Origin of the sequence: Paenibacillus qinlingensis, assembly GCF_013204845.1 — a bacterium.
Classification (GTDB): Bacteria; Bacillota; Bacilli; order Paenibacillales; family NBRC-103111; genus Paenibacillus_E; species Paenibacillus_E qinlingensis.
On record NZ_JABMKY010000002.1, the window covers coordinates 22,860 to 44,067 of the forward strand.

Annotated in this window: 17 protein-coding genes and 1 pseudogene; 1 reads left to right on the forward strand and 17 read right to left on the reverse strand. The window is 41.1% G+C overall.

Translation table 11 applies throughout. The annotated features are described in order from the left end of the window. Nucleotides 1-9: 9 nt before the first annotated feature. The 17 genes and pseudogenes from HQN88_RS03690 to HQN88_RS38260 all read right to left on the reverse strand — a co-directional run bounded on the left by HQN88_RS03690 (nt 10) and on the right by HQN88_RS38260 (nt 20,064). Nucleotides 10-867: a patatin-like phospholipase family protein gene (locus HQN88_RS03690; protein WP_173108900.1), complete on the reverse strand. Its 858-nt coding sequence runs from the start codon at nt 865-867 to the stop codon at nt 10-12. Beyond that, nucleotides 864-1,583, reverse strand: a complete 720-nt coding sequence (locus HQN88_RS03695; RefSeq protein ID WP_420874464.1) for a 4'-phosphopantetheinyl transferase family protein — start codon at nt 1,581-1,583, stop codon at nt 864-866. Before HQN88_RS03695 ends, HQN88_RS03690 begins: the two co-directional genes overlap by 4 nt. 533 nt (nt 1,584-2,116) lie before the next feature. Continuing rightward, nucleotides 2,117-2,569: a hypothetical protein gene (locus HQN88_RS03700; protein ID WP_173108902.1), complete on the reverse strand. Its 453-nt coding sequence runs from the start codon at nt 2,567-2,569 to the stop codon at nt 2,117-2,119. A 508-nt stretch (nt 2,570-3,077) separates the two neighbouring features. Further along, nucleotides 3,078-3,833: a class I SAM-dependent methyltransferase gene (locus HQN88_RS03705; RefSeq protein WP_173108903.1), complete on the reverse strand. Its 756-nt coding sequence runs from the start codon at nt 3,831-3,833 to the stop codon at nt 3,078-3,080. Between the two features lie 685 nt (nt 3,834-4,518). Further along, nucleotides 4,519-5,748, reverse strand: coding sequence for a CynX/NimT family MFS transporter (locus HQN88_RS03710; RefSeq protein WP_173108904.1), 1,230 nt, complete (start codon nt 5,746-5,748; stop codon nt 4,519-4,521). Between the two features lie 216 nt (nt 5,749-5,964). Further along, on the reverse strand, nt 5,965-6,525 hold the full coding sequence (locus HQN88_RS03715; protein WP_173108905.1) for a helix-turn-helix domain-containing protein: 561 nt from the start codon (nt 6,523-6,525) through the stop codon (nt 5,965-5,967). 178 nt (nt 6,526-6,703) lie between these two features. Next, the gene (locus HQN88_RS03720) at nt 6,704-7,879 is read right to left on the reverse strand and encodes a Ger(x)C family spore germination protein (RefSeq protein ID WP_274320452.1); all 1,176 of its coding nucleotides are present in this window, start codon (nt 7,877-7,879) and stop codon (nt 6,704-6,706) included. Further along, nucleotides 7,876-9,354: a spore germination protein gene (locus HQN88_RS03725; RefSeq protein ID WP_246320039.1), complete on the reverse strand. Its 1,479-nt coding sequence runs from the start codon at nt 9,352-9,354 to the stop codon at nt 7,876-7,878. The genes HQN88_RS03720 and HQN88_RS03725 overlap by 4 nt, the downstream gene beginning before the upstream one ends. Further along, nucleotides 9,338-10,432: a GerAB/ArcD/ProY family transporter gene (locus HQN88_RS03730; protein WP_173108907.1), complete on the reverse strand. Its 1,095-nt coding sequence runs from the start codon at nt 10,430-10,432 to the stop codon at nt 9,338-9,340. The genes HQN88_RS03725 and HQN88_RS03730 overlap by 17 nt, the downstream gene beginning before the upstream one ends. Before the next feature lie 332 nt (nt 10,433-10,764). After that, nucleotides 10,765-11,118, reverse strand: coding sequence for a VOC family protein (locus tag HQN88_RS03735; RefSeq protein ID WP_173108908.1), 354 nt, complete (start codon nt 11,116-11,118; stop codon nt 10,765-10,767). Nucleotides 11,119-11,613: 495 nt separating this feature from the next. Further along, nucleotides 11,614-12,198, reverse strand: a complete 585-nt coding sequence (locus tag HQN88_RS03740) for a chloramphenicol phosphotransferase CPT family protein (RefSeq protein WP_173108909.1) — start codon at nt 12,196-12,198, stop codon at nt 11,614-11,616. A gap of 346 nt (nt 12,199-12,544) precedes the next feature. Then, a complete protein-coding gene (locus HQN88_RS03745) occupies nt 12,545-12,955 on the reverse strand; it encodes a DUF5412 domain-containing protein (RefSeq protein ID WP_173108910.1) in 411 nt (136 codons plus the stop codon). A 338-nt stretch (nt 12,956-13,293) separates the two neighbouring features. Beyond that, nucleotides 13,294-13,719, reverse strand: a complete 426-nt coding sequence (locus HQN88_RS03750) for an SRPBCC family protein (RefSeq protein WP_173108911.1) — start codon at nt 13,717-13,719, stop codon at nt 13,294-13,296. A gap of 66 nt (nt 13,720-13,785) precedes the next feature. Continuing rightward, nucleotides 13,786-14,748 (reverse strand): annotated as a pseudogene (locus HQN88_RS03755) (sigma-70 family RNA polymerase sigma factor); the annotation flags it as partial. A 10-nt stretch (nt 14,749-14,758) separates the two neighbouring features. Next, nucleotides 14,759-15,187: a hypothetical protein gene (locus HQN88_RS03760; RefSeq protein WP_173108913.1), complete on the reverse strand. Its 429-nt coding sequence runs from the start codon at nt 15,185-15,187 to the stop codon at nt 14,759-14,761. A gap of 387 nt (nt 15,188-15,574) precedes the next feature. Beyond that, nucleotides 15,575-17,248: an alpha/beta hydrolase family protein gene (locus HQN88_RS03765; RefSeq protein ID WP_173108914.1), complete on the reverse strand. Its 1,674-nt coding sequence runs from the start codon at nt 17,246-17,248 to the stop codon at nt 15,575-15,577. Nucleotides 17,249-17,559: 311 nt separating this feature from the next. Continuing rightward, on the reverse strand, nt 17,560-20,064 hold the full coding sequence (locus HQN88_RS38260; RefSeq protein WP_337995227.1) for a glycoside hydrolase family 38 N-terminal domain-containing protein: 2,505 nt from the start codon (nt 20,062-20,064) through the stop codon (nt 17,560-17,562). A gap of 144 nt (nt 20,065-20,208) precedes the next feature. Between HQN88_RS38260 and HQN88_RS03775 the strand changes: the two genes are divergently transcribed. Then, on the forward strand, nt 20,209-21,126 hold the full coding sequence (locus tag HQN88_RS03775; RefSeq protein ID WP_173108915.1) for an AraC family transcriptional regulator: 918 nt from the start codon (nt 20,209-20,211) through the stop codon (nt 21,124-21,126). The last annotated feature ends 82 nt before the right edge of the window (nt 21,127-21,208 follow it).

The window sequence follows — 21,208 nt, forward strand, 5'->3', positions numbered from 1 at the left end:
TGAATTATTTTAATATTCCATCCATTTAATCATTCGAATAAATTCCCGTTTGGCATCTGCATATCCCATTCTGTAAGCTTTATTCAACAAAGGAAGCTCGCGACTCATCCGGCTGATCGGCATAGGTTCTGAAGGCCTAATGACGAAAATCTGTCCTTCGTCCTCCAAGCGCTCGATTTCTTCCATGTCCATGTTATATCGAAGGTATCTGGTCTTTAACGCATCTACGAAGGCTGCATGCTTTCGGTGTAATATTCCGGCAATTCGTTCCGAAGTGTCGTATTTCTTCCGGTAGCCCCTTTCCTTATTCAGGACAATAACGATGCGTTCATACCCTTCTTCCCGCAGTTTGCTAAGCGGCAGCGAATTGGCTACCCCGCCGTCAAACAGCTGCCGTCCCTGCCATTTAACCGCTTTACCGATAATCGGCAAAGAGATCGAAGCCGCCAGCATCATCTTCAAATCGTAAGGAGTTTGCGTCTCCCGATTCGTCGCGAAAAAGGCACCGCCGCTCTCCAAATCCGTCAAGATGCTGATTAAGCGCTGATCGGATTGAAAGTAAGTGTCATAATCAAAAGGCAACAGCTTTTTCGGCACCTCCTCAAACAGAAAATCCATTCCAAACATAGAGCCCTTGGTGAACCAGTTGCGAATGCTTGCCGCACGCGGATCCGTAGCGCAATCCATCATGAATTTACGGCTGCGTCCAGGCTGTCGGGACAAGTATGAGGTGGCGGCCCATGTACCGGAAGAAACGGTTAAGACACTAGGAAAATAGACCTGCTCCTTGAGCCAATAATCCAGCACGCCAGCTGTATAGATGCCGCGCATGCCTCCTCCTTCAAGAAATAAACCTACATTCATCATTCTACCTCCCCAAATTGTGCCAATATACTCTCCATTTTGCCCACGAGGCTTTCCGTATGCGCTTGCGTCACATTTGAAGGAAAAACGGGCTGACTTGCACATACGGCAAGTTTCATTTCAGATCCATTTGAATAGTTGCGAAGCCATCTTTTCCGATTATCTTCCTTGCAGGGTATTATCGACACTGTACCGTTCCTATGCAGGAGTATGCTGAAGCTTTTTAGCGGAATCGACAACCCCTTCCCCAAAGCCTTCAAATAGCTTTCTTTGCATGTCCACAGCTCATAGAAAGCGTTCAACCGTTTATGTGGCTCAATGCTGTATAACCATTCCTGTTCCACAGTGGAAAAATATCGCGCTATCCCGTCTAAGTCGACCGATCGCACCGATTCCACATCAATGCCGACAGGCTCATGATCAACAACACATCCTACCCATTTCTGCGAATGCGAGATATTGAAATGAATATCGCCCTGCGTGAGTAAATAGGGTTTACCGAACTCATCCGCTGCGATGCGGCATTCAGTATGAGAAAGATCAAATTTCTCCAATAATACGTAGCGGAGTAGTAGATCAGCGGCCAACATCTGAAGAGCCGTTTCCGGATGCTTAGCTTTAGCAATTCGATCCCGCTTCACTTTTCCTATCAAGGGAAGAAGCCGTTCGACTCGGGACAAAAGATTAATATCAGTGATATTCCAGCAATATATCTCCATAAAATTTGTTGGTTCATTCCCTATTTTGTCGAATTGTGTTGATTAATAAATTCTTCATAGATTAGGATAATCCTTCCTTCATTTTCCTTTTTAACATGCATGTTCTCGGTGGCTAGCGTCTGAGCAAATTCCTGGGAGATCACCGAATGTGTGCTTAAACTTTAAATCTATAAGTAGATTGGCATGTCGTATTTATTCAAAAAAAAATAGACTGTGCCGTTTCTCAAAACGGATGTCCATTTATGGTGTGTAACACTATAAGAATCTACCTTCAAATACATTAACTTTCTCTCCGGTTTCGTATAATACTTGTGGACTTTCCTTGGTCATTACGCTGGTATCAGTTTTAGAACAACCGAATAAGAATAACAATAAAACTATATATCCTATTTTTATTCTCATAATGCCCCCTGTAATTGGATTAATTTTGCACACTGTATACTCTAAATTTATCACAATTTCCATTTTTTAATAATTTTAAATTTAACTAAACTGCCCGTTCGTTCAACAATCACTTCGCATGTAATTAAGAGTTATCGTCTTTTCAATCGTAAGCATTCGATGCTTCCAATTTGACTTAAAGGGATAATGTGATTAAAAATGGTAATTGTTTGTTGGTCATGTTCCACAAAAACTTGAACAAATTCAACATAGTCTTTCCCCTTTTTTACATTAAAAGCAAGAAAACTTGCTTGTATCGCATGAATAACAGCGACATTTTTTATCAGTGGAACGGCTCCTGTTGTTATTTCAAATCTGAAATCAGCCAATCTTTTGAACGGAATTATCCTTAGCTGATTAGTATCCAGTTCCCTTAGTGAAAATGCTTTGTTTCCCACTTTTCGAATTACTCCGTTAATTGACCTTCCATTTGTAATTGTAAAAACATTATCTGAAGCAAATCCGATTAGCTTGGTGAGACGTTGTTTTAATGTCAGATTAACGGAAATGGGGCATTTTCCACAAATTTTTCGAATGATTTTCATTTCGTGACACCCTTCCTGAATTCATATGATTCAGGGTATGCGCATGGTTTTTATCTGATTGGGTATTCTGTCGACAACTCTTACCTCTCTCGTTGAAAATGTTTAAGTTCATTCGTTACTGCACGTTTGGCTGAGAAGGCACTGAACCCTGGTGTGAGTAGCCTTTTTTGATGTTTATTCAGCTATGCTGCCAGTTAGTTCAATACCTTTTACTGTCACAGATTTCACCATTAATCTAATTTACATTACTTTGTACATTCGCCAAATGATATGATATCCCCTTTGTCCCACTATCCTGCTCGACAGCGTAATGAAACTAATATTCAATCTCCCGGCAGTTACAATGAAAAAGCAGACCGTCGCACGATCTGCTTTGTTCAACTAACATTTTGGCTTTTTTACTTAAATATTCGAACTCCTCCATTTAGAATTTTCGCCCTACTATTATACCGCTTCCTAACTTTATTAATTAAGTTAAGTAGTATTATAACAACTGATCTTCAACTATCTAAACCTCGCCCCAAAATACCTGAGTCTCATATTCAATAAACACACTACCGTTCTGTTTATTTTGTTCAAACAGATTACGTAGTTCCTTCATCATGATTTCGTAACTCGGATCCCCGAGTACTGGACTGTAGGAAGACGAAAGTAGTCGGCCGCTCAGTCCTTCAAAATCAAACTTTTGTCCGTTTGTAAACCTTGCTTCTTGCATTTCCCCTAACTTGAAAAAGGAGACTAGGGTCTCGTTAGAAATGTTTTTATGATTAACTTTTTTGTAATCGGTGCCGAAAGTATGAAGTAGTCGATCATACTCTTCCCGAAACGGGGTGCCATGAGTAAGTCGAGAATTCCAAATCAAAACTACCTTCCCACCTGACTTCAGAATTCGTTTGAACTCAGATTGCGTTGCATTGCGATCAAACCAGTGAAAAGCTTGGGCACAAACGATAAAATCTACAGATTTGTTTGGCAGTCCTGTCATCTCAGCAGATCCCGACACAACGCGAAAATTCTGTTCCCCTCCAAGCTTCTTGACTGCAGCTTCTCGCATCTCCTGATTCGGTTCGACAGCAGTCACATTACTACCCCGCTCTAGGAGTAACTCTGAAAAAATGCCTGTACCTGCACCGATGTCCGCTACTTCACAATTCAGGTTCAATCCTATGATATCGTACAAGTAATCTATGGCTTCTTTCGGGTAGCTCGGGCGGTACTTCACATACGAATCGACCCGATTCGAAAAACGTTCTTTGCTATTCATTAAGAACCACTCCCTCCAAGAATATAGTCTAATCCTAACTAATAACGTTACAACACTCGTTATCTTTCTGGTTAAAGCCATTCAAGGAACTCAAGTCGATTACCAAAAGGATCGTTCATATAAAATCTTCGTACACCCTCGTCTGCTCGTACATCGTCATCCATCACTTTAACACGCTTCTGAAGCAAGAATTCCCGCAATGAATCGATATTTTGAAAAAAGACATACTATTACCACCTCAATTAGTTTCATCATGTGAAACTGTGTTTCATTTTATGATTTAATTTTACATTAAAATCCATCTAAATTCAACAGTTTTTCAAATGCTACCGTTAGTTGAGAAGGCTGCCGAACAATGATCGTCGGCAGCCTTCTTATGTTTTGTCATTGCACTCTCGTTCTTTCGTTAGGTTAATTAACTATGAGTAATAACCGCCCTTAGAAACGTACTCGTGATGTTCAAGATAATACTAATATATCTTTCCGAATACTCTGTTCGCCATCGATTGTGAGTGGTTGTCGCTCTTCCAAATCTATACTCTGCAACGGTACCTCTTATTATCACTAATTCAAATTCCAAACAAATTGCCATTTCGTAAGTCTCGCTTCTCTTTATTAACAATAAGTTTGTTCGTTATTTCAGCTTTATCAATGGTCACCATTATTTTGTCAAACAGATTTATCTTCATTTCCGTGCTAGCTCGAAACTATTCCGGCTACCTACAAAACGGTTTCTTGCTGCTCCTATACCGACTAAAAAGAGCAAGACCGCAGCACCAAGCAGAATGAAAAGTGGCAGGTTCCAACTATTTGTCACATCATGCAGATATCCTATAAGAGCAGGACCGGCTGCGGCAAAAAGATATCCGATCGATTGCGCCATGCCAGACAGTTCCGCCGCTTGATGTGCACTTTCAGTACGTAACCCGAAAAACATCATGGACAAACTAAAGGCGAAGCCTCCACCAATTCCGAGCATGATGATCCACATCAGAATCATATTGGAGCTTCCGAAAAGAAGTCCAATCGTTCCTGTCAAAAGCAAAATAGTTGTAATGACCACTAACATCCGTTGGCTAGACATGCGCCCAGCAATAACGGGGACAATAAAGGCAAACGGAAGCATTACTAACTGCATAATCGAAAGGTACCATCCTGATAGGTTTGGATCAATTCCTTGCTCCTTTAAAATTTCAGGCAGCCATGCGATCAACACATAGAAAACCATGGACTGTATGCCCATAAACAAGGTTACTTGCCAGGCAATGGGAGATCGCCAAACATTCACTTCGTTGCTAGCCATATGTTGACCTGTCGTGGTAGTTTGCTTCGTTTGATTTCTTAATTGAGGTAACCAACAGAGGATTGATACACAGCTTAGAATCCCCCATATTCCCAATGCTCCCTGCCATTTTAGACCTGCGTTCACGGCTAGAGGCACGCTGATTCCCGATGCAATTGCTCCATATAAATTCATTGAAATGGCGTAAACACCTGTCATGGAGCCAATTTTATTTGGGAAATCCCGTTTGATTATACTTGGCAATAATACATTACATACGGCAATTGCGAATCCAAGAATTGCTGTCCCAATAAACAGATTAGCTGCACCAGATAAAGAGCGTATTACAATACCTGCAGTCAGAAAGAGTAAGGCGATCATTATGATACGTTCAACCCCATACCTTTGTCCTAATTTGGGTACTAGAGGCGATAATAAAGCAAAGGCAAGCAAGGGTACCGTTGTGATCAGGCCTGCTAATGTATTTGAAATATGAACGTCATCCCTTATTAGACTCACTAAAGGACCGACTGATGTTAAGGGAGTACGTAAATTAGCTGCAATAACAATTATGCCAAGTATGATCAGCCCTATAGAGGATGATTCGGCTATATTATTTTGTTTGTTCGGCATTCTCAATTTCTCCTTCCTGAATTCTTACGTATTATTTGCTTCCTGTTGATTGAAAAAAATGATACATCCGCGCGAATATACAAAGTATATTATAGTATATTATTTTTATCAATAAGTATTTTATAATATACTTTCGATTATCTGCAAACAAAAATAAAACTCTGAAATTCCCGTCATGGAATTCAGAGTTGTATATAATAAGTGGAGTTTTCGATTTTAGAAATCGTACTTTAAGGATATATGGAGCACTGTTTCGTTATCCGTATGATTGGTATAAGAATGAGGACAATCTGCACGAAAACTGATCGTATCATATTGATTCAATGTGTAAATCTCCCCATTGACTTGAATTTCAATGGAACCAGTCATGACTGTCGCAATTTCAGTTGTTTTGACATGATGTCCTTCAGGCTGATACGAGCTATTAGGTTGTAAGTAAGCCCGACACATTTCAATATCGTTACTTTTAAAGATTGGTTCAATGATCCAATTTTTTTGATCATTTGAAAACCGCAGTCCTTCACCTGCTCGATACATACTAGCAGAATCTTCTGATTTGAACAAAGCCAATAGCGGTAAAGATATACCTTTTGATATTTTCCATATTATCCCCAAAGTTGGATTTGTCTCGCCACGTTCGATATTCCCCAGAGTAAGTTTGCTTACGCCCGTTAGCTCCGATAAGTCGTCTAAGTTCATGTTTTTTTCTTTTCTGTACTTTTTCAAGGCAACACCGATTTGTAATACAATTTCTTTTGATTCATTGATTTCATCCATTAGATTCACCTCTTCAAAAAACAGTTATAGCTAGTATATTATTTATCTAGATTCTTTTCCATACGAGTAGTATTTGATGGTGAACTACACTCCTATAAAAAAATAATCTGCCCAATAGCTTAATGAGTCTACCACTCGTTTTCGCGGCGGCGAAGAGCCGTTCGGGCAGGATTACAGTTTACTTGCTTCTATTTATAGTCGAATTCTTTCCATTACCAGTATGCTTTATATTTAAGTCGATATGGATATCTCGGATCTCATTTTCATTTAACAACGTCCCCTCCACCTGGGAAGTGGCTTTCCACTCTTGATAATGGTAACGGAATAAATCGTATTCAAGATTATAGATATCCGTCTTCCTTTTCAGACCTTCCATAAATGTTTTTCGGATTTCTTTTACGATATCCTCTGTCGACTTCTGAGTTAATTGTTGCAACCCCAGCAAGTTATTATTGGTTCGGCTGACTACATATCCTGACGCTTTCATATCAATATTATATTGTGGCTGATCATCTATCTTGACCATCTTTAGCTTAGTTTTGGGATTTTCGATAACGATTTGAACTGATGGCTCCGTCTTACTCGGAACTGAAACACCCGCTCGTACAGAACCAGCCTGTATCCATCGAAGTCCGGTCAATTCTTCTAATGGAATATAGCTTTTGTAAAATTCATTTTTTAGGAATATCGCCCCATCGATCATCAGTTTAGGTTCTTTATTCTTTTTTTCCACCCAGTTCTTCTTGTTTACAGCTAGGGTCGGAATGCATGAGGTAAAGCCATTCTCATTCATCTGACTGATTAATCTATGAAGTTTGATAGGCTTAATATAGGAAGTTTGCGAGTAATTCCCAGTCGGTTCATGAAGAATGGTACTAAGTGGAGATTGTCCAAAAAAACCGCCTGTGCTTAGAATATCCTTTACTGATTCTCGCGTCCCATACACCCAAGGGGTCAGTCGAAACTCATAATATCGGACAAAACTATCGTAGATACTTCGAATGCCTTGCTTAAATGCCGCTTCGCTAATCAAAATAGCAGTCACATGACCCCAAAAAATTATTTCCTGCGACGTTCGATAAAGATCAAAAAGAGATTCTTCAAAGGAATCCCCAACTCCCTCACCCACCCAAATTTTTGCAGACGACCTCTGCGTATCGGTTGTTTTGGCAACGGTCTGAAAATCATTGAATTGGATATAGCCATGATATTTCCCATCCTTGTAATCCACACCTATGGTAGATGCATAATTTATCTTATCAATATCCTTGACATCAGTGGCGCAGCCCGTTTCCACCAATAATCCAAGCACCACAACTAGTATACATAGCCGTTTATGCTTCAACGCTTTCACCTTTTCCGTTTATTTAGCATATCTGAAGAAACTCGTGATCTCCTGAACGGATCAAGGATGAACGCAGTTAGCCAGTCCTTCATTCGTAATGATGATATCGGTTCGAGATAAGACAATCCAAATGACTCAAGTCGGCAGAGATAGATCAATAGCAAGAACATGCTCAGAATAAAGCCGTAAATGCCAAGATAGGAAGAAATTATAAAAATAAACACCCTGACCACACTTACAGTGCCGGCCAAAGATTGATTCACCAGACTAAACGACGCTACTGTGGAAAGTGCTATGACTACAAGCAATGTCGGAGATGCAAGGCCAGCCCTAATGAGGGAATCTCCTATAATTAGCCCTCCTACAATTCCGATCGTTTGTCCAACGGCCTTAGGCAGTCGAACACCTGCTTCCCGAAGCAATTCAAACTGAAATATCAGAAGTAACGCTTCAAGAAACGAAGGTAGTGGAACCCCTTCACGGGAAAGGACTACCGTCGATAGGAGCATAAATGGCATCTGGTCTAGATTTACGCTCGCTATTGAGATCCAAAAGCCTGGCAAAAAAATACTAAGCAACAGCCCCAATAACCTGAGTATCCGTTGAAACATCACATAATGATAAGGAAAATGAACATCTTCAGGTGTCTTTAACAATTCAAGGAAGTTAGCCGGTCCGATGAGTACCATAGGTGACCCATCAACCACTATTGCGAATCTTCCTCTCAGCAGCGTTTCAACAACGAAATCTGGCCGACCGATATAATCAATCAAGGGAAACAATGAAAAGGTTCGGTCGGATAACCATTGTTCCAACTGTCCGCTGCTAACAATGCTTTCTGTTTGAAAGGTTTCCAATCGTTTACGCACTTCTGCAATCACCGCAGGGTTCGCTTTATGACTCAGATATAGCAGAGATACTTGAGTTTTGCTTAAACTTCCAACGACGAACTTTTCACAAAATAACAATGCTGTTTGCATTCGTTTCCGTATCAGAGATATATTCGTAAATAGGTCTTCCGTGAAAGCATCTTTAGCACCCTTGATTGAGATTTCCGTATTGGATTCCTGTATGGCACGTTGGGGTACTTTAGAAATATCTACCACCCAAAAGTAAGTATCACTTTCCCGATAAAGGACTAAACAGCCACGAAACATATTTACAACCATATCTCTGAATGACCAATTCAAATCAAATAGAGGCATTTCTTCCGAATACTTCGGAACATCCTCTAAATGAATCGATAACTGGTTTATATACTGACATGCCCTAGTGAAATACGCATTCAATTCGGTCTTATCAATCATGCCTTCGCAGAAGAAAGCAGTCAATTGATTGGATACTTCTAATTGCGGAATTGCTGGAAAAATGATGTCCGAATACGGCATGAATGCTTCTTGCAATTGTCCTGTCAACAAACTTCCATTTTTTAAGCAGGCATCCTGCTCTGCGAATAGCATTAATTCTTCAGGTGATGGATTCATTGCCCTTCCCCTTTCGTTGCGGAATATAAGTTAGCGTAAAAAGAACCGCTGTGATAGCAACTCCGAACCAGAGCGAATAGGTGTAAAAATAATTATGGATGATCTCTTGCATCCTGATGTCGCTGACCTTGAATAGCGAAGGAAGCGACAAGATGGCAGCACTGAGCAGCATAACGACTTGTCGATATTTGGGAGATCGGACACCCGCCAGTTCAGATATGAGATGGATTATCAGAGCAGTTCTCACAATACTGCCTGCCATCAACTGAAATGCGGCTAAAAAATCCACATGAGAGATTTGTCTGCCAATCATCACCAGCCTCCATTGTTCAAAAGCAGGAAAGCGCAAGTTTGCAGCTTGGTAAGGACCAAAAGCGGCTAAGGATCCTAACGTAGGTCCCATAATAAGCCCTATTAGTAGCGTCAAAACTAAGAAAATGACGCCATAATTCAGCGGTTTACTCAGTTTATGCTGGATTAAAAGCAAAACCATCAAATCAATGCTTCCACCAAAAACGACTACACCTCCAGACAGTTGAGATCCTAAACCTTCCTTAAGGAGGGGGTGCAGCATGCCATAATCTTTACTGCTCTTGGTCATCAGAGATACTCCGATTCCTAACATCCATACAATTGGCAGCAACATGGTTGACATATAAACTATCGTTTTGAGGCCCGATTTCGCGGCCATGTAAGCCAAATAAATAAAACTTAAAATGACAACGAAATCTGGCGTTCTCGGAAGAAAGTATATGCTGACGTTCTTTGTTGTATCAAATACGATCATGATCCCGGCAGCTATTAAATAAGAAGCAATACAGCCACTTACGATTGACAGTCCCAACATACCTACCCGGCCTTTAAGCCAAAGATAGAACGATAACTTACCTATTGATTTCAAAATAAGATACAGGATCAAGCTCCAGCCAATCAAAGCTAGGTAAGCGAGCAAAATACTAAACCATGCATCTCGTTTCGCCGCTTGGAGAAGATGAGGAATAATCAGCACATGATTCGATATGCCAAGCGATAAGAGCAACAAAAATACGATTTGCAGTCTAGAGAAGGAAACCTCCACCGCTATCCCTCCCGGATATAAAAAAAGATTTAGTATTTGGTATATTTTCCTTATTTCGCTAAATTATTCATCCTACAATCAGGAGTAATATTAGAGAAGTTCCTCTGTCGGATTTCCTCATAATAGGAGAATGCTATCCGTTAGTTTAGTTACGAGTCAGTCTACTGCTTATCGACTATAGCCTAATGAATAGAACTTGCTGATAACTAAAAAAGCCCGCGGATTACGCGGACTTCGTAATGTGTTGCCCATTCGTTGAGAAAAGGCAACCGATCCAATAAGGTCGGCCTTTTAAACTAACCAGCGTCCCTTTACGATTGGCCGTTAGTTTATCAATGCTCATGAGTGAGAATGTTGATAAGTTTACCGAACGGGTCGCGGACATAGAATCGTCGAACGCCCCAAGGTTCGTTAACAGGCCCATATTCTATCGTAAAACCATGTCTCTTCATGCTCTCTAATGTCGCATCGAGATCATCGACTTCAATTGATAGATCAGGTGTAGGCGTTTCTGAGTCACCCTTTGAGACGAAACTTATTTGAATGCTCATCTCCTCGTTTAAACCATAAGTTCTTATCCAACCATGATCCATCATTAATTCAAGGCCGAGCACATCCTGATAGAAGCAGTTTGCTGCTGTGATATCCATCGTATTTATATTGGCGACGATTCGTTTGACCTTCATTTCAAACCTCCCAAGTTCTTTATTTTCCTTCAGTCAGTTCGTTTAACTAGGATTATCGTGGTTACATCTACCTCCACAATCCAACCACCTGTTATCCAGACTAAAACGAATGTCGTGACTCCTAAGGGAATGTACGATGGATATGATACTGTACATTTACTAAAGTAAATAGCTCAGGAACTACAAGTGACTCTTATTCCAATTAATTATTGAATATAATCTGTCCCCATGTTAATTTCAAATAAGGGAGTTGGTTAAGATGAAATTTGAGCTAACCACAGCAATTTATCAGATCGTAATAATAGTCATTATCGTATTATTAGGGTACTTGGTATTTAGATACAAAAAAAAGAAGTAATTCTTTTTAAAATTAATACTTGAATATTTATTATAAAATCAACACGAGTTCCTCCAATTATGGTATTTTAGAAATTTGCAATACGTCCATACCTCTATGAGGATAGATCTATTCCTATGTAGCTTTAGAAAATACTACTACCCCGTACTGCTTCTTTTGTTGAGCTTCTTAAATGCAGAATATTCACGATTTGATCTAATAAAATTTAATATCAAATTGGCGCATTCATCTGGACTCAAGGTTTCAGAATTTAGCTCAAGGTCATACACATTAAGGCAATAAACTTTATCATACTGTGAGATTGCTAGACCAATCTCTCTATCTCCCCTTAGTTTTTCTCTCCTAATAAGCTCCTCTTTCGAGCAAGTTACTCCTACAAGCAGTACAGGATGATTCAATAGTAAACTTAGAAATGTATTAAATCTATCGTCAGTATCATTTACGGTATCTACAACAATATTCGTCCCCATTTCCGACATAAATTTAATTGTTGAATAAAATAAAGTAATCAATGGGTCAATAATTATATGGGTTGGGCCTTGTGCATCTTCTGCATATTTGGTGTTAATGAAATCAATGTAGTCATGAAACAATCCATTAAAAAAAGCATCAATTGATAAATGATGAAACGAAATTTCATTTTGTTTTAATAGTTCTGTCGATATGGAAGTCTTTCCGGAACTTGAAGTTCCATTTAGAAAAACTATTATCCCTTTTTTCAATTTAGTCATCACCTTTTCGATTAACATATCGCGCTACCAAATAAAATACTGCATATATAGTAAAAATAATAACAGCAAAAAAAGGATACAAGAATTGATCAATATGTATCACAACAAAGGCAGAATCGTGATATTGAAAATCTTCTAAGGGTTCTTGCGCGTTCCCGAAATAAGTAATAACCTTAATTGCGAAATACATGATCATTGGTATAACCAAGGATAAAAGTATCCCAGCAACCACACTCTTACGACTCATACAAATATTTCCCTTTCATCATTTACTTACAAACTCTTCATTTATATTTGGCTATTGATTTCCTTTAGCTGAATTCCGTGAATTGACAATTCACTCTCGCCTAAAATCGAATTTCTCATTTGGCAATCTTAAAACATGACCATTAATGTTAACAGTATCATCGTCAACCCATACGATATTTGCGTTCTCTTCTCTATAATTCCAATAAATATTTTTTTTCTTCGAGCTTTTGTTAGAAACAAGTTCTGCTCTTATAGCAAAGTTAGTCGTTGCTCCTCCATTTGAAACATACGTATTAATTGTATATTTCCCGTTTGGGGAGTGTGATTGTTCAATTAATTCACCTGCCGGTAGCCGATTCATGTCAAAGAAGGCCCAGAATATCCCATAGCAAATTAAACCAATGAACAGAAATCCAATTAAAAGCAAAAATCTAAACACATTTTTTTTGGTTCTCTTAATTTCATTACTAATGTTGTGGTCATCGTTTGATTGCTCCATATTCCTCCACTAATAATGACCTAATTTACTATAAATTCCTCTTTATTATACTATATTTTGGAATTCCTCTATATCGTATCACTTCAAAAATTAACATATTTTTGAAATAGTAAATTAGCCAACAACTCAATGCGGTTGTTGGCTAATTTACTATGAACCTAAGCATAAATACCACCAAGTTCTACTGCCCTTCATGTCGTGATGACTATCGTCTTCCGGTGGTAGCACACAATAACAAAAATGGGGAGGGAACAGAATTAACGAAGCTGGATTTTGTCTTTCATCAAAGGAAAAACGGGCTCTGCCGTCCCAAGGAGGCAGAGCCCGTTTCGTTATTCTTATAATTCTTCCGTATATCGTTTAAAACTATCCAGAATTGCTTGCCAACCCGCCTGTTGGAATTCAACGGGGTGAGTGTTCTCAGCATCGAAGATTTCAACGACCTTCGTGGACTCGCCTTGATCAATGAATGCAATATCTACTTTCCGTCCGTCTCCCAGTGTGTAAACAATCGTCTCATACAGCTTCACTTCGTCGTAAATCCCGCTAAAATCAAAACCCATACTGCCATCCTTCGCTTCCATCCTTGTCAGGAATTCGCCGCCTGCCCGCAAATCATTCTCCGCTCTTGGCGCATGCCATTCCTCGGAAGGTTGATTCCACTTTGTAATGTGGTCCGGCTCGGTCCAATAGCTCCATACTTTTGCTACGGGAGCTTGAATGACAGTCTCTACTGTTACTTTTGTTGAGTTGCTTGTTTCCATTGTGAAGGACACCTCTTTACGGGAATTTTGTTTCTCATTAATATAGACGAATGCCAATCTCCGAATTCATCGGTCTATTTGCTCCGGAAGCCCTAATCGGGAAAATAATTTTGCATTTATAAAATTTTGGACATGGAATATCCGATTATCTTTCACTTCAATCACGTGAATGCCCCAAGGAACCAGGACGGATGCCTCTTTACCGGGCATATACTGCGCCAGAGCGGGATAACCGCCATTCACTGTAGTTGGTAAAAATTTGGATCCCTCGCAATGCCAACGCGTAAGTGCAAAAAACGCGGACAAATCTTCTTGTCCGCTTATCCACATGGCAAAAGGCGGCATGGACATACAACCTTCCTCATGGAACAACGACACAAGCGCTTGGATATCGAATTGCTCAAACGCTTCCACATACCGCGAGAGAAGACTCTGGTCGGGATTGACATTCATCTTACTAAATTCATCGGAGCGAAGACGAGTTCGTTCCATCGTCTCCCTGGCTCGTTGCAGGGCGCTGTTCGCCGCTGCCGGTGACATTCCCAACGTTTCCGCAATTTGTTTCGAAGACCATTCATAGACATCCTTCAGAATAAGAACCGCGCGTTGACGAGGCGGCAAGGTTTGCAAGAGTGCGATAAAGCACAGCTGAAGGGTATCCTTGCGAACGTAAGCATCTTCTGGATTTTCTCCAAATCCGGGTGATGGCCAAATCCAGGACGAGTCTGGCAGCGTTTCGTTCGGTTCGACAATCTTGATCGCCGGGTCGGACAAGTCAACAGGAAGCATACGGCGCTTCGCTTGCCTCAGCTTGTCCAGGCATAAGTTTGACGCTATGCGGTAGATCCATGTTTTAATAGATGACTCCTGTCTGAATAGATTCCAGCTCTGCCATGCCCGAATATAGGTTTCCTGTACAGCATCGTCCGCATCATCAATGGATCCCAACATTCGATAACAATACGAGGTTAATCCCGGCTTGTAGCTCTCAAATAACTTCATATCAAAAGCGGTTTCGTTCATCTTCGCCTCCTTAGATTTATTGAATTGTTACTGATAATACTATACCAAGAAATAAACTAGATAGTGATGTTATGCCAAATAATTTTAATACCTTTCTCCTAGGAATTCTTCTGTGAGCAGCCCAAATAGTATTAGGATGTATACATCCAAAAATTAATAAAGTTAATGATATGAAAGATGTTAAAAAGAATGCCATTGTTATTTCAAGTTTTGTTATCGCAACTGCCAACAACATGCCGAAAACAAGAATAATTGCACTCATAATTAATTGCATTATCTTAATGAAAAACAAAACAAACTTGCTGGTTTCCCTCTTCTTAATCGCATAATATCCATTAATAATATCTCTTTCCAAAAAACTGTAAAATCTATTCTTTCTTCGTGACTCTTGCCTTGAAATTTTTTTCATTTCTTTTGTAAATTGTTTTTGTATTTTATTACTCATACTTGTCCCACCTCGACTCGTCTAAGAAACGAACCTACACAATACTAGATTAATTGTTAAATAAATAATTCGCCAAAAATAGAATGTTACCTTTTTTTGTAAAACAGTTTACTCAACAAGGAGCAGTTGCCGCGCGGCATACTGCTCCTTGTTGAGTTGAGTTATATGTTATAAGGTACCCAAATGCAATTTACGATAATTATTATTCATATACGTGTATCCAGAAAAGGCAACTAATCCTCTGTGCTATATCTTCTAAAACAGTTTTATTCACGGTTTGCGGCCTGTATAACAAAAATCGGACAGTTGTATAACAATAAATAAGCTGTGATTGGATGTTGGATCGGTATCATTGAGGATTAGTACTCCTTTAACTATTCTGCAAACTTAATTGTTTTTCACCCAGTCACTGATGTCGTTGATGACTTCGGACGGGATATTACCCTGCTTGAGGTACTCCTGAGGCGTGCTCATGGCTCCCTCGCCTTCGGTATATAAGTGATTGAGTTTTGGGTACAGTCGATAAGTAACGTCTTTCCGATCCTTCAAGTTGTTCTTCCAGATATCAAGCTGCTCCGGCATGACTTGATAATCGCGCCCTCCCTGTAGGACGAGCATTTTCCCTGTCTGATTCTTCGCCATTTCAGCGGGCTCATAACCGCGTAAGTCCATAAACCAATATCCGAGCGAATATTCTTTCGGAGGGTTGGCGGTGGATAAGTTAGGGTCCTTCAAGATGGCAAACTGCCCTTTATAAAAGTCCAACGATTGGGGAGGCATCTGTTTCAGATCTACGAGATAAGAAAATTGCTCTTCCAATAAGTCGAAAAAGGAGCCGCCTGGTGCAGACATTAGAACCGTACCTGCAATTTGTTTATCTTTATCCGCTTCTATAAGACGCGGCATCATGAAACCTCCTTGGCTGTGTCCGAGTACATAAATCTGTTTCGGATCGATGCCTTCGGTGCTGCTCATTTGTTTAACGGCGGTAAGCGCATCATCGAGCGCTTCTTCTTTCATCGTCATATCTGGCAAATGACTGAGCTGCGCCGGATATTCAAGGCTGCGTTTATCGTAACGCAGAACGGCAATACCCTGTGAAGCCAGGCCTACTGCTAGATCACTGAACGGCTTCAGCGCGCCAAGCCACTCGTCGCGGTCACTCGGCCCCGATCCGTGTACGAGCACAACTACAGGATGTGGACCTTTTCCTGTCGGCAGTGTCAGTGTGCCAGGTAAAGCCCAGCGACCTTCACCGATCATCACTTCCTTTTCGTTATATGTTCCCGAATTCGCATAGCTCGGCAGTTTGTAACCTTCTAGCTTCATTGCCGCGGAAGCATCGAGCAAAAAGTCATCGATCTCTCCTGCATGATTAAATCTGATGATGAAAGGCATTTCGCTTTTTTCAAAAGTGAGAGTGAGCCTCACATTTTCGTGAACAATGGTTTTGTCGGACGTGAGTTTGGCTACACCTTTATAACTTCCAAGTTGACTTGATACGTTTCCGAAAAATTGTTTGATACTCTCCGCCGCTGCAACTGACCCCAGATTGGCGCTAAAAAACTGTGTCGAACTGTTTGGCGATGAGCCCAAAGCGGAGGCAATAAAAGCCGTCGCTTTGCCTGTGAGATCCGTTTTATCAAAGATGATAGCTTGTGCCTGGTCGTCCCAACCGATTGTGGTACCGAGTGCTTCATTGAGAGTACGGAGCGCAAAAATGGTGCGTCCTTCTACGAGCTGTGACGCTGCCGGCAAAGTAATTGCCTTGCCGTCGATTACAGCTTCATTGCTCCCGATTTTCAAGGATAATGCATGTCCGAGATATTTGACACTAACAGACGAGCTGGTTTCGTCCCATAACACTTCGCCACCAAGTGTTTCAACAACTGCACGTAAGGGTACGTTTTGCGTTGAACGGTCAGCAGCAATTTGGACATGTGAAGCGGGAGTAACCGCCAACGTCTTACTGGTCGCAGCACTTGAGACGGTCGGGAGACTGACGGTTAAGGTCAGCATAGCCGAGATTACTTTTAAGGGAAGTGTAGAATTCATTTTCATAAGTAAGTACCTCCAAAATGAGAAATTTTCAACATAACATTACGATAATTCTAGAAAAAAGTTCAAAGTAATTTGAGGATTGTTGCGGACGATCAACATTTTTATACTTTTAGATAATTATCTAATAATCTAATATTATCATTGCTATTAACATTATTCAAGTTGCAAAATGACTGCATATAGGCAACGGTCATTCGTTACTTTAATGAAAACAGGGAGCAGTTGCCGCGGCAATCTGCTCCCTGCTTATTCTGCTATCGTTCTTTGCCAGTAAGACACCAGATTCTTGGCTGTCGATCCATTCTCGCCTATTATCCCAGTAATTCGCATTCAATTAGGGTACTCTTTTGCAAATCTAGCTTACACGTCTTTACTTCAAAGCCATTGAAATCAAGGGGAATTTCCAAGTTCATGCTCGGAATCCTAACCACCGTTGATCTTGGTATCCCAGTCGGTTCGGAAAATCGTAAGATATACGTATCTTCACTATGCTCGGCACGCTTGAATGCCGTCATCTGGATCACATCATCAGTAAGTTGGATAGCGGAATCAGGTATCTGCCCTCCTCCATGAGGAAAAAAGGAAAGTGCATACGGCTTCTCATTCCATTGAAGTGCCTCGCGGTCAATCAGTGCGAGCCTATTTGACTTGGTGCCGGCATTCAACCAGAATCTGAACATTCGTTCACCTTGATCGATTCGCGGCGAGAAGCGATCATCTGGCATCAAAGGTCGGTCAAGGATTGGGTGTGCTGTATAAGCAGCCCCTCGCAATAAAGATGGTCTAATTACCCCATTTGAGCAATCTGATCCATAGATGCCATCATTAATTAATGTGACTGCGCCATTGCCACTGTCGGACACGAGAGCTGTCCATTTTTGTGCAACAACTTCTGTACCATCCGTTTCAAGAGACTGCACACCATAGATTGTCTGTCCCACATATCTGCCCTCATGGAGTATGGTTGGAATCGCAAGCTTCAGCATCGTGTCCTTCTCTTGCCACAATACACGTACATGGACCTCTACTTCCGTTCCAGTTTTGGGTAGTTTGTAAGTGAGGACGACCGCGGAATGGCCGTACTCGAACAGTGATTCAATGACGGTACGTACTTCACCATCTTCAATAACCCTGACAGAGGGGAGAATTCCTTCTGAGATACCTGAGAGTTTCGTCCCTTCTTCAGGCGACATAAGACGAAAAGTCCCTTTCACAGGCTCGAATCCATCCGTATCCATTCGCCAAGGGTCCCCATTATCGGTAACGACCAATGCTTGAAAGGCATTCTCTTTCAAATAAGGGATCCCCTCTACGACATACTGATCCATCAACCCTGTTTTGGTATTAATGACTACATGTAGCGACGTTGAGCGGAAAAGGATATTTCCATCTTGGAGCTCCACTTGAGGTTGTGGCTTCGAAGACAGTAATTCGATCCGACAATCGAATCGATTCATTGCGGATGGAGATAATTGTGCCTCAAACACAACTCTTTTGCGCCAGTCCAAATTTAGATTACTGTGTTCCTTCTCAGCTTGGGACAGAATACGAATGCTATCCTGATACACGACTGGCATAGAGAATTGATTCTGCCAGTTTTGATCGGCAAGCATGAATTCACATTCAAAGACACCACGAACAGGATAAGGATGCGGGTTATAGATGAGAATCGGGTACTCACCTTCAGCAGCCTCTCGTTGACCACTAGATAAGGCGAAGAATGCACGCGCTTTCAACCTTGAAGCAATCTCCAACCCATGATCCATTAAACGAAGGGAAGCTTCTTCTGCTGGCTGAATCGAAGTCCCTGGTAAAATATCATGAAATTCAGCCACCATCAGATCATGGAACGCATCCTTGAGCTCTTCCTGTGGGTAACGAAGGTATCCTTGCATAGCGGCTGATGAAAGCATTTTTTCTGTTTGGTACAGCTCATTCTCTAGCTGACGATGCTTTTGTTTGATTCGGATCATCGAGGTGTAGCATCCGACAAAACGTCGATTCAAATCTCGTTCATGGCGTGGCAGAGCATCCGCTTTCCTTGCGAGATCCACAAAGTAAGCTTCTGGTGTTGAATGTACGACCTCTACTTTACCTTTCGTTGACTCAATCAATGCCCCGATATGGTTTAGATCTAGACGAGAAGGCCCGCCACCATGATTTCCGACCCCCCAAAGAACAAGCTCTAAATCCTGAGGTGTTTGCTTGTTAATTCTCTCTTCGATTTTAATGTGTGCTTGACCAAGCAGCGTGTTATGCCCATCTTGGATTTGATGAGCAAGTACTTCGGAGCCATCGAACCCCACCCAGACGAAATCTTGCGCTGGGCCAGCTACGCGGTCATCCGGTCGCATGAATAGGTAGGAATCAAATCCTGCTTTTCGCATGAGCTGTACGAGACCTCGCGAGTGCCCGAAGGAGTCAAAATTAATAGCTGTGGTTGGACTTACACCAAATTTGTCTTTGAAATAAGTCCGCCCAAGCAAAATTTGCCTGACGATCGATTCTCCGGAAGGCATATTACAATCAGGCTGTAAGTACCACCCTCCCATGATGTGCCACTTGCCTGCTTGTACGAGGCCTTGTATTTTAAGGAATAAAGAAGGCTCATACTCCTCAATCCATTTGTATAGCAACGCTTCATTATGGTTGAATATGTACCCCTCAAATTCTTCGCAAAATGCTGCTGCCGCACGAAAAGTTGAAACCGCAGCTGCCGCTCCTTCTTCCCACTCCCATTGCCATACGGGGTCTAAATGCGCATTGCTTAATAAATGAAGCTTTCGGATGGTAATCTCTCCTCTTTTGTCATGTATGGTTTGTCATCTGCTTACATTTTCTCAAAATATAATACCTAAGTATATTCACTGGAATGACAAGCTTTTGAACAAAAATAACATGCAAAGAAGGTTGTGCTATACTAAAAGCATACTTTCTAATTTTTCATAAAGGTGATCTTAATGAGTCTATTGAATCCACTTCATCCGCAAGGAATCATATTTCCGGACGTCCAACCTTATCAAACTATGCTTAGTGGAAACCTAGTGCTCAATGATGCTGCCATTGAAATCATTGATTTTTTACTAGAAGTGCCAGCGGGCTTCGCTCAGTGCCCACCGCACCTCCACACGTGGTATGAGCTCAATTATGTGTTTGAGGGATATTTGAAAACGAGTTTCGGGGGATCGATGTTGGATATTCACGCAGGTGAGTTTTTCCTCATACCACCGGGGATGGAACATGCTCATGTCTATGTACCCAATAATCCACACAAGGGCGCATGCTTAAGATGGAAGGTGAATCGTGGCACGGGGGACTTACCAGTGAATACGTTCTCAACGTTCGAACAACTCAACGTCTTATCGAATTGGAAACCTGGGGTCTACGATGATGAGTTTGGGTTAGGTAGTCTTCTGCTCTCATGCTTTGAAAATACCAAGCAGAACGGCTCCTCCATTGCCAATTTGCTTCAAATCGTTCAAGTCATTTTTTCTATAACAGAGTTGTCGCCGGAAAGAAAGCGATGGATTGAAATCGAAACTAATTCTGATCACTCATTGCTCCGTAAGGTTGAAATTTATTTGAATGATGATCAAAGTTATGCTGTAGACGTTCATCGACTAGCTGCATCCCTCCATATGAGTTATGGGCATCTTGCTCGAAAATACAAAAAATTAAGTGGTCAAACCATTATAGATCGTATGAGTCAGATACGCTTGGAACGCTCGTTAGAATTGTTGAGATGTACGGATCAGCCAATACAAGAAATTGCGTACGTAACAGGGTTATCAAGTTTATCGTATTATAGTCGTTTATTTAAGAAAATTTACGGGATGAGCCCTAAAGATTATAGGGAGAAAAATAAAGGCAGCTCATAGCTGGTTTACCGCAAAGACTACGTGGGACCTTCATCTCTGATAACCTCTCAATTGCTCATTAGTTCTTTGGTTCATACGCCTA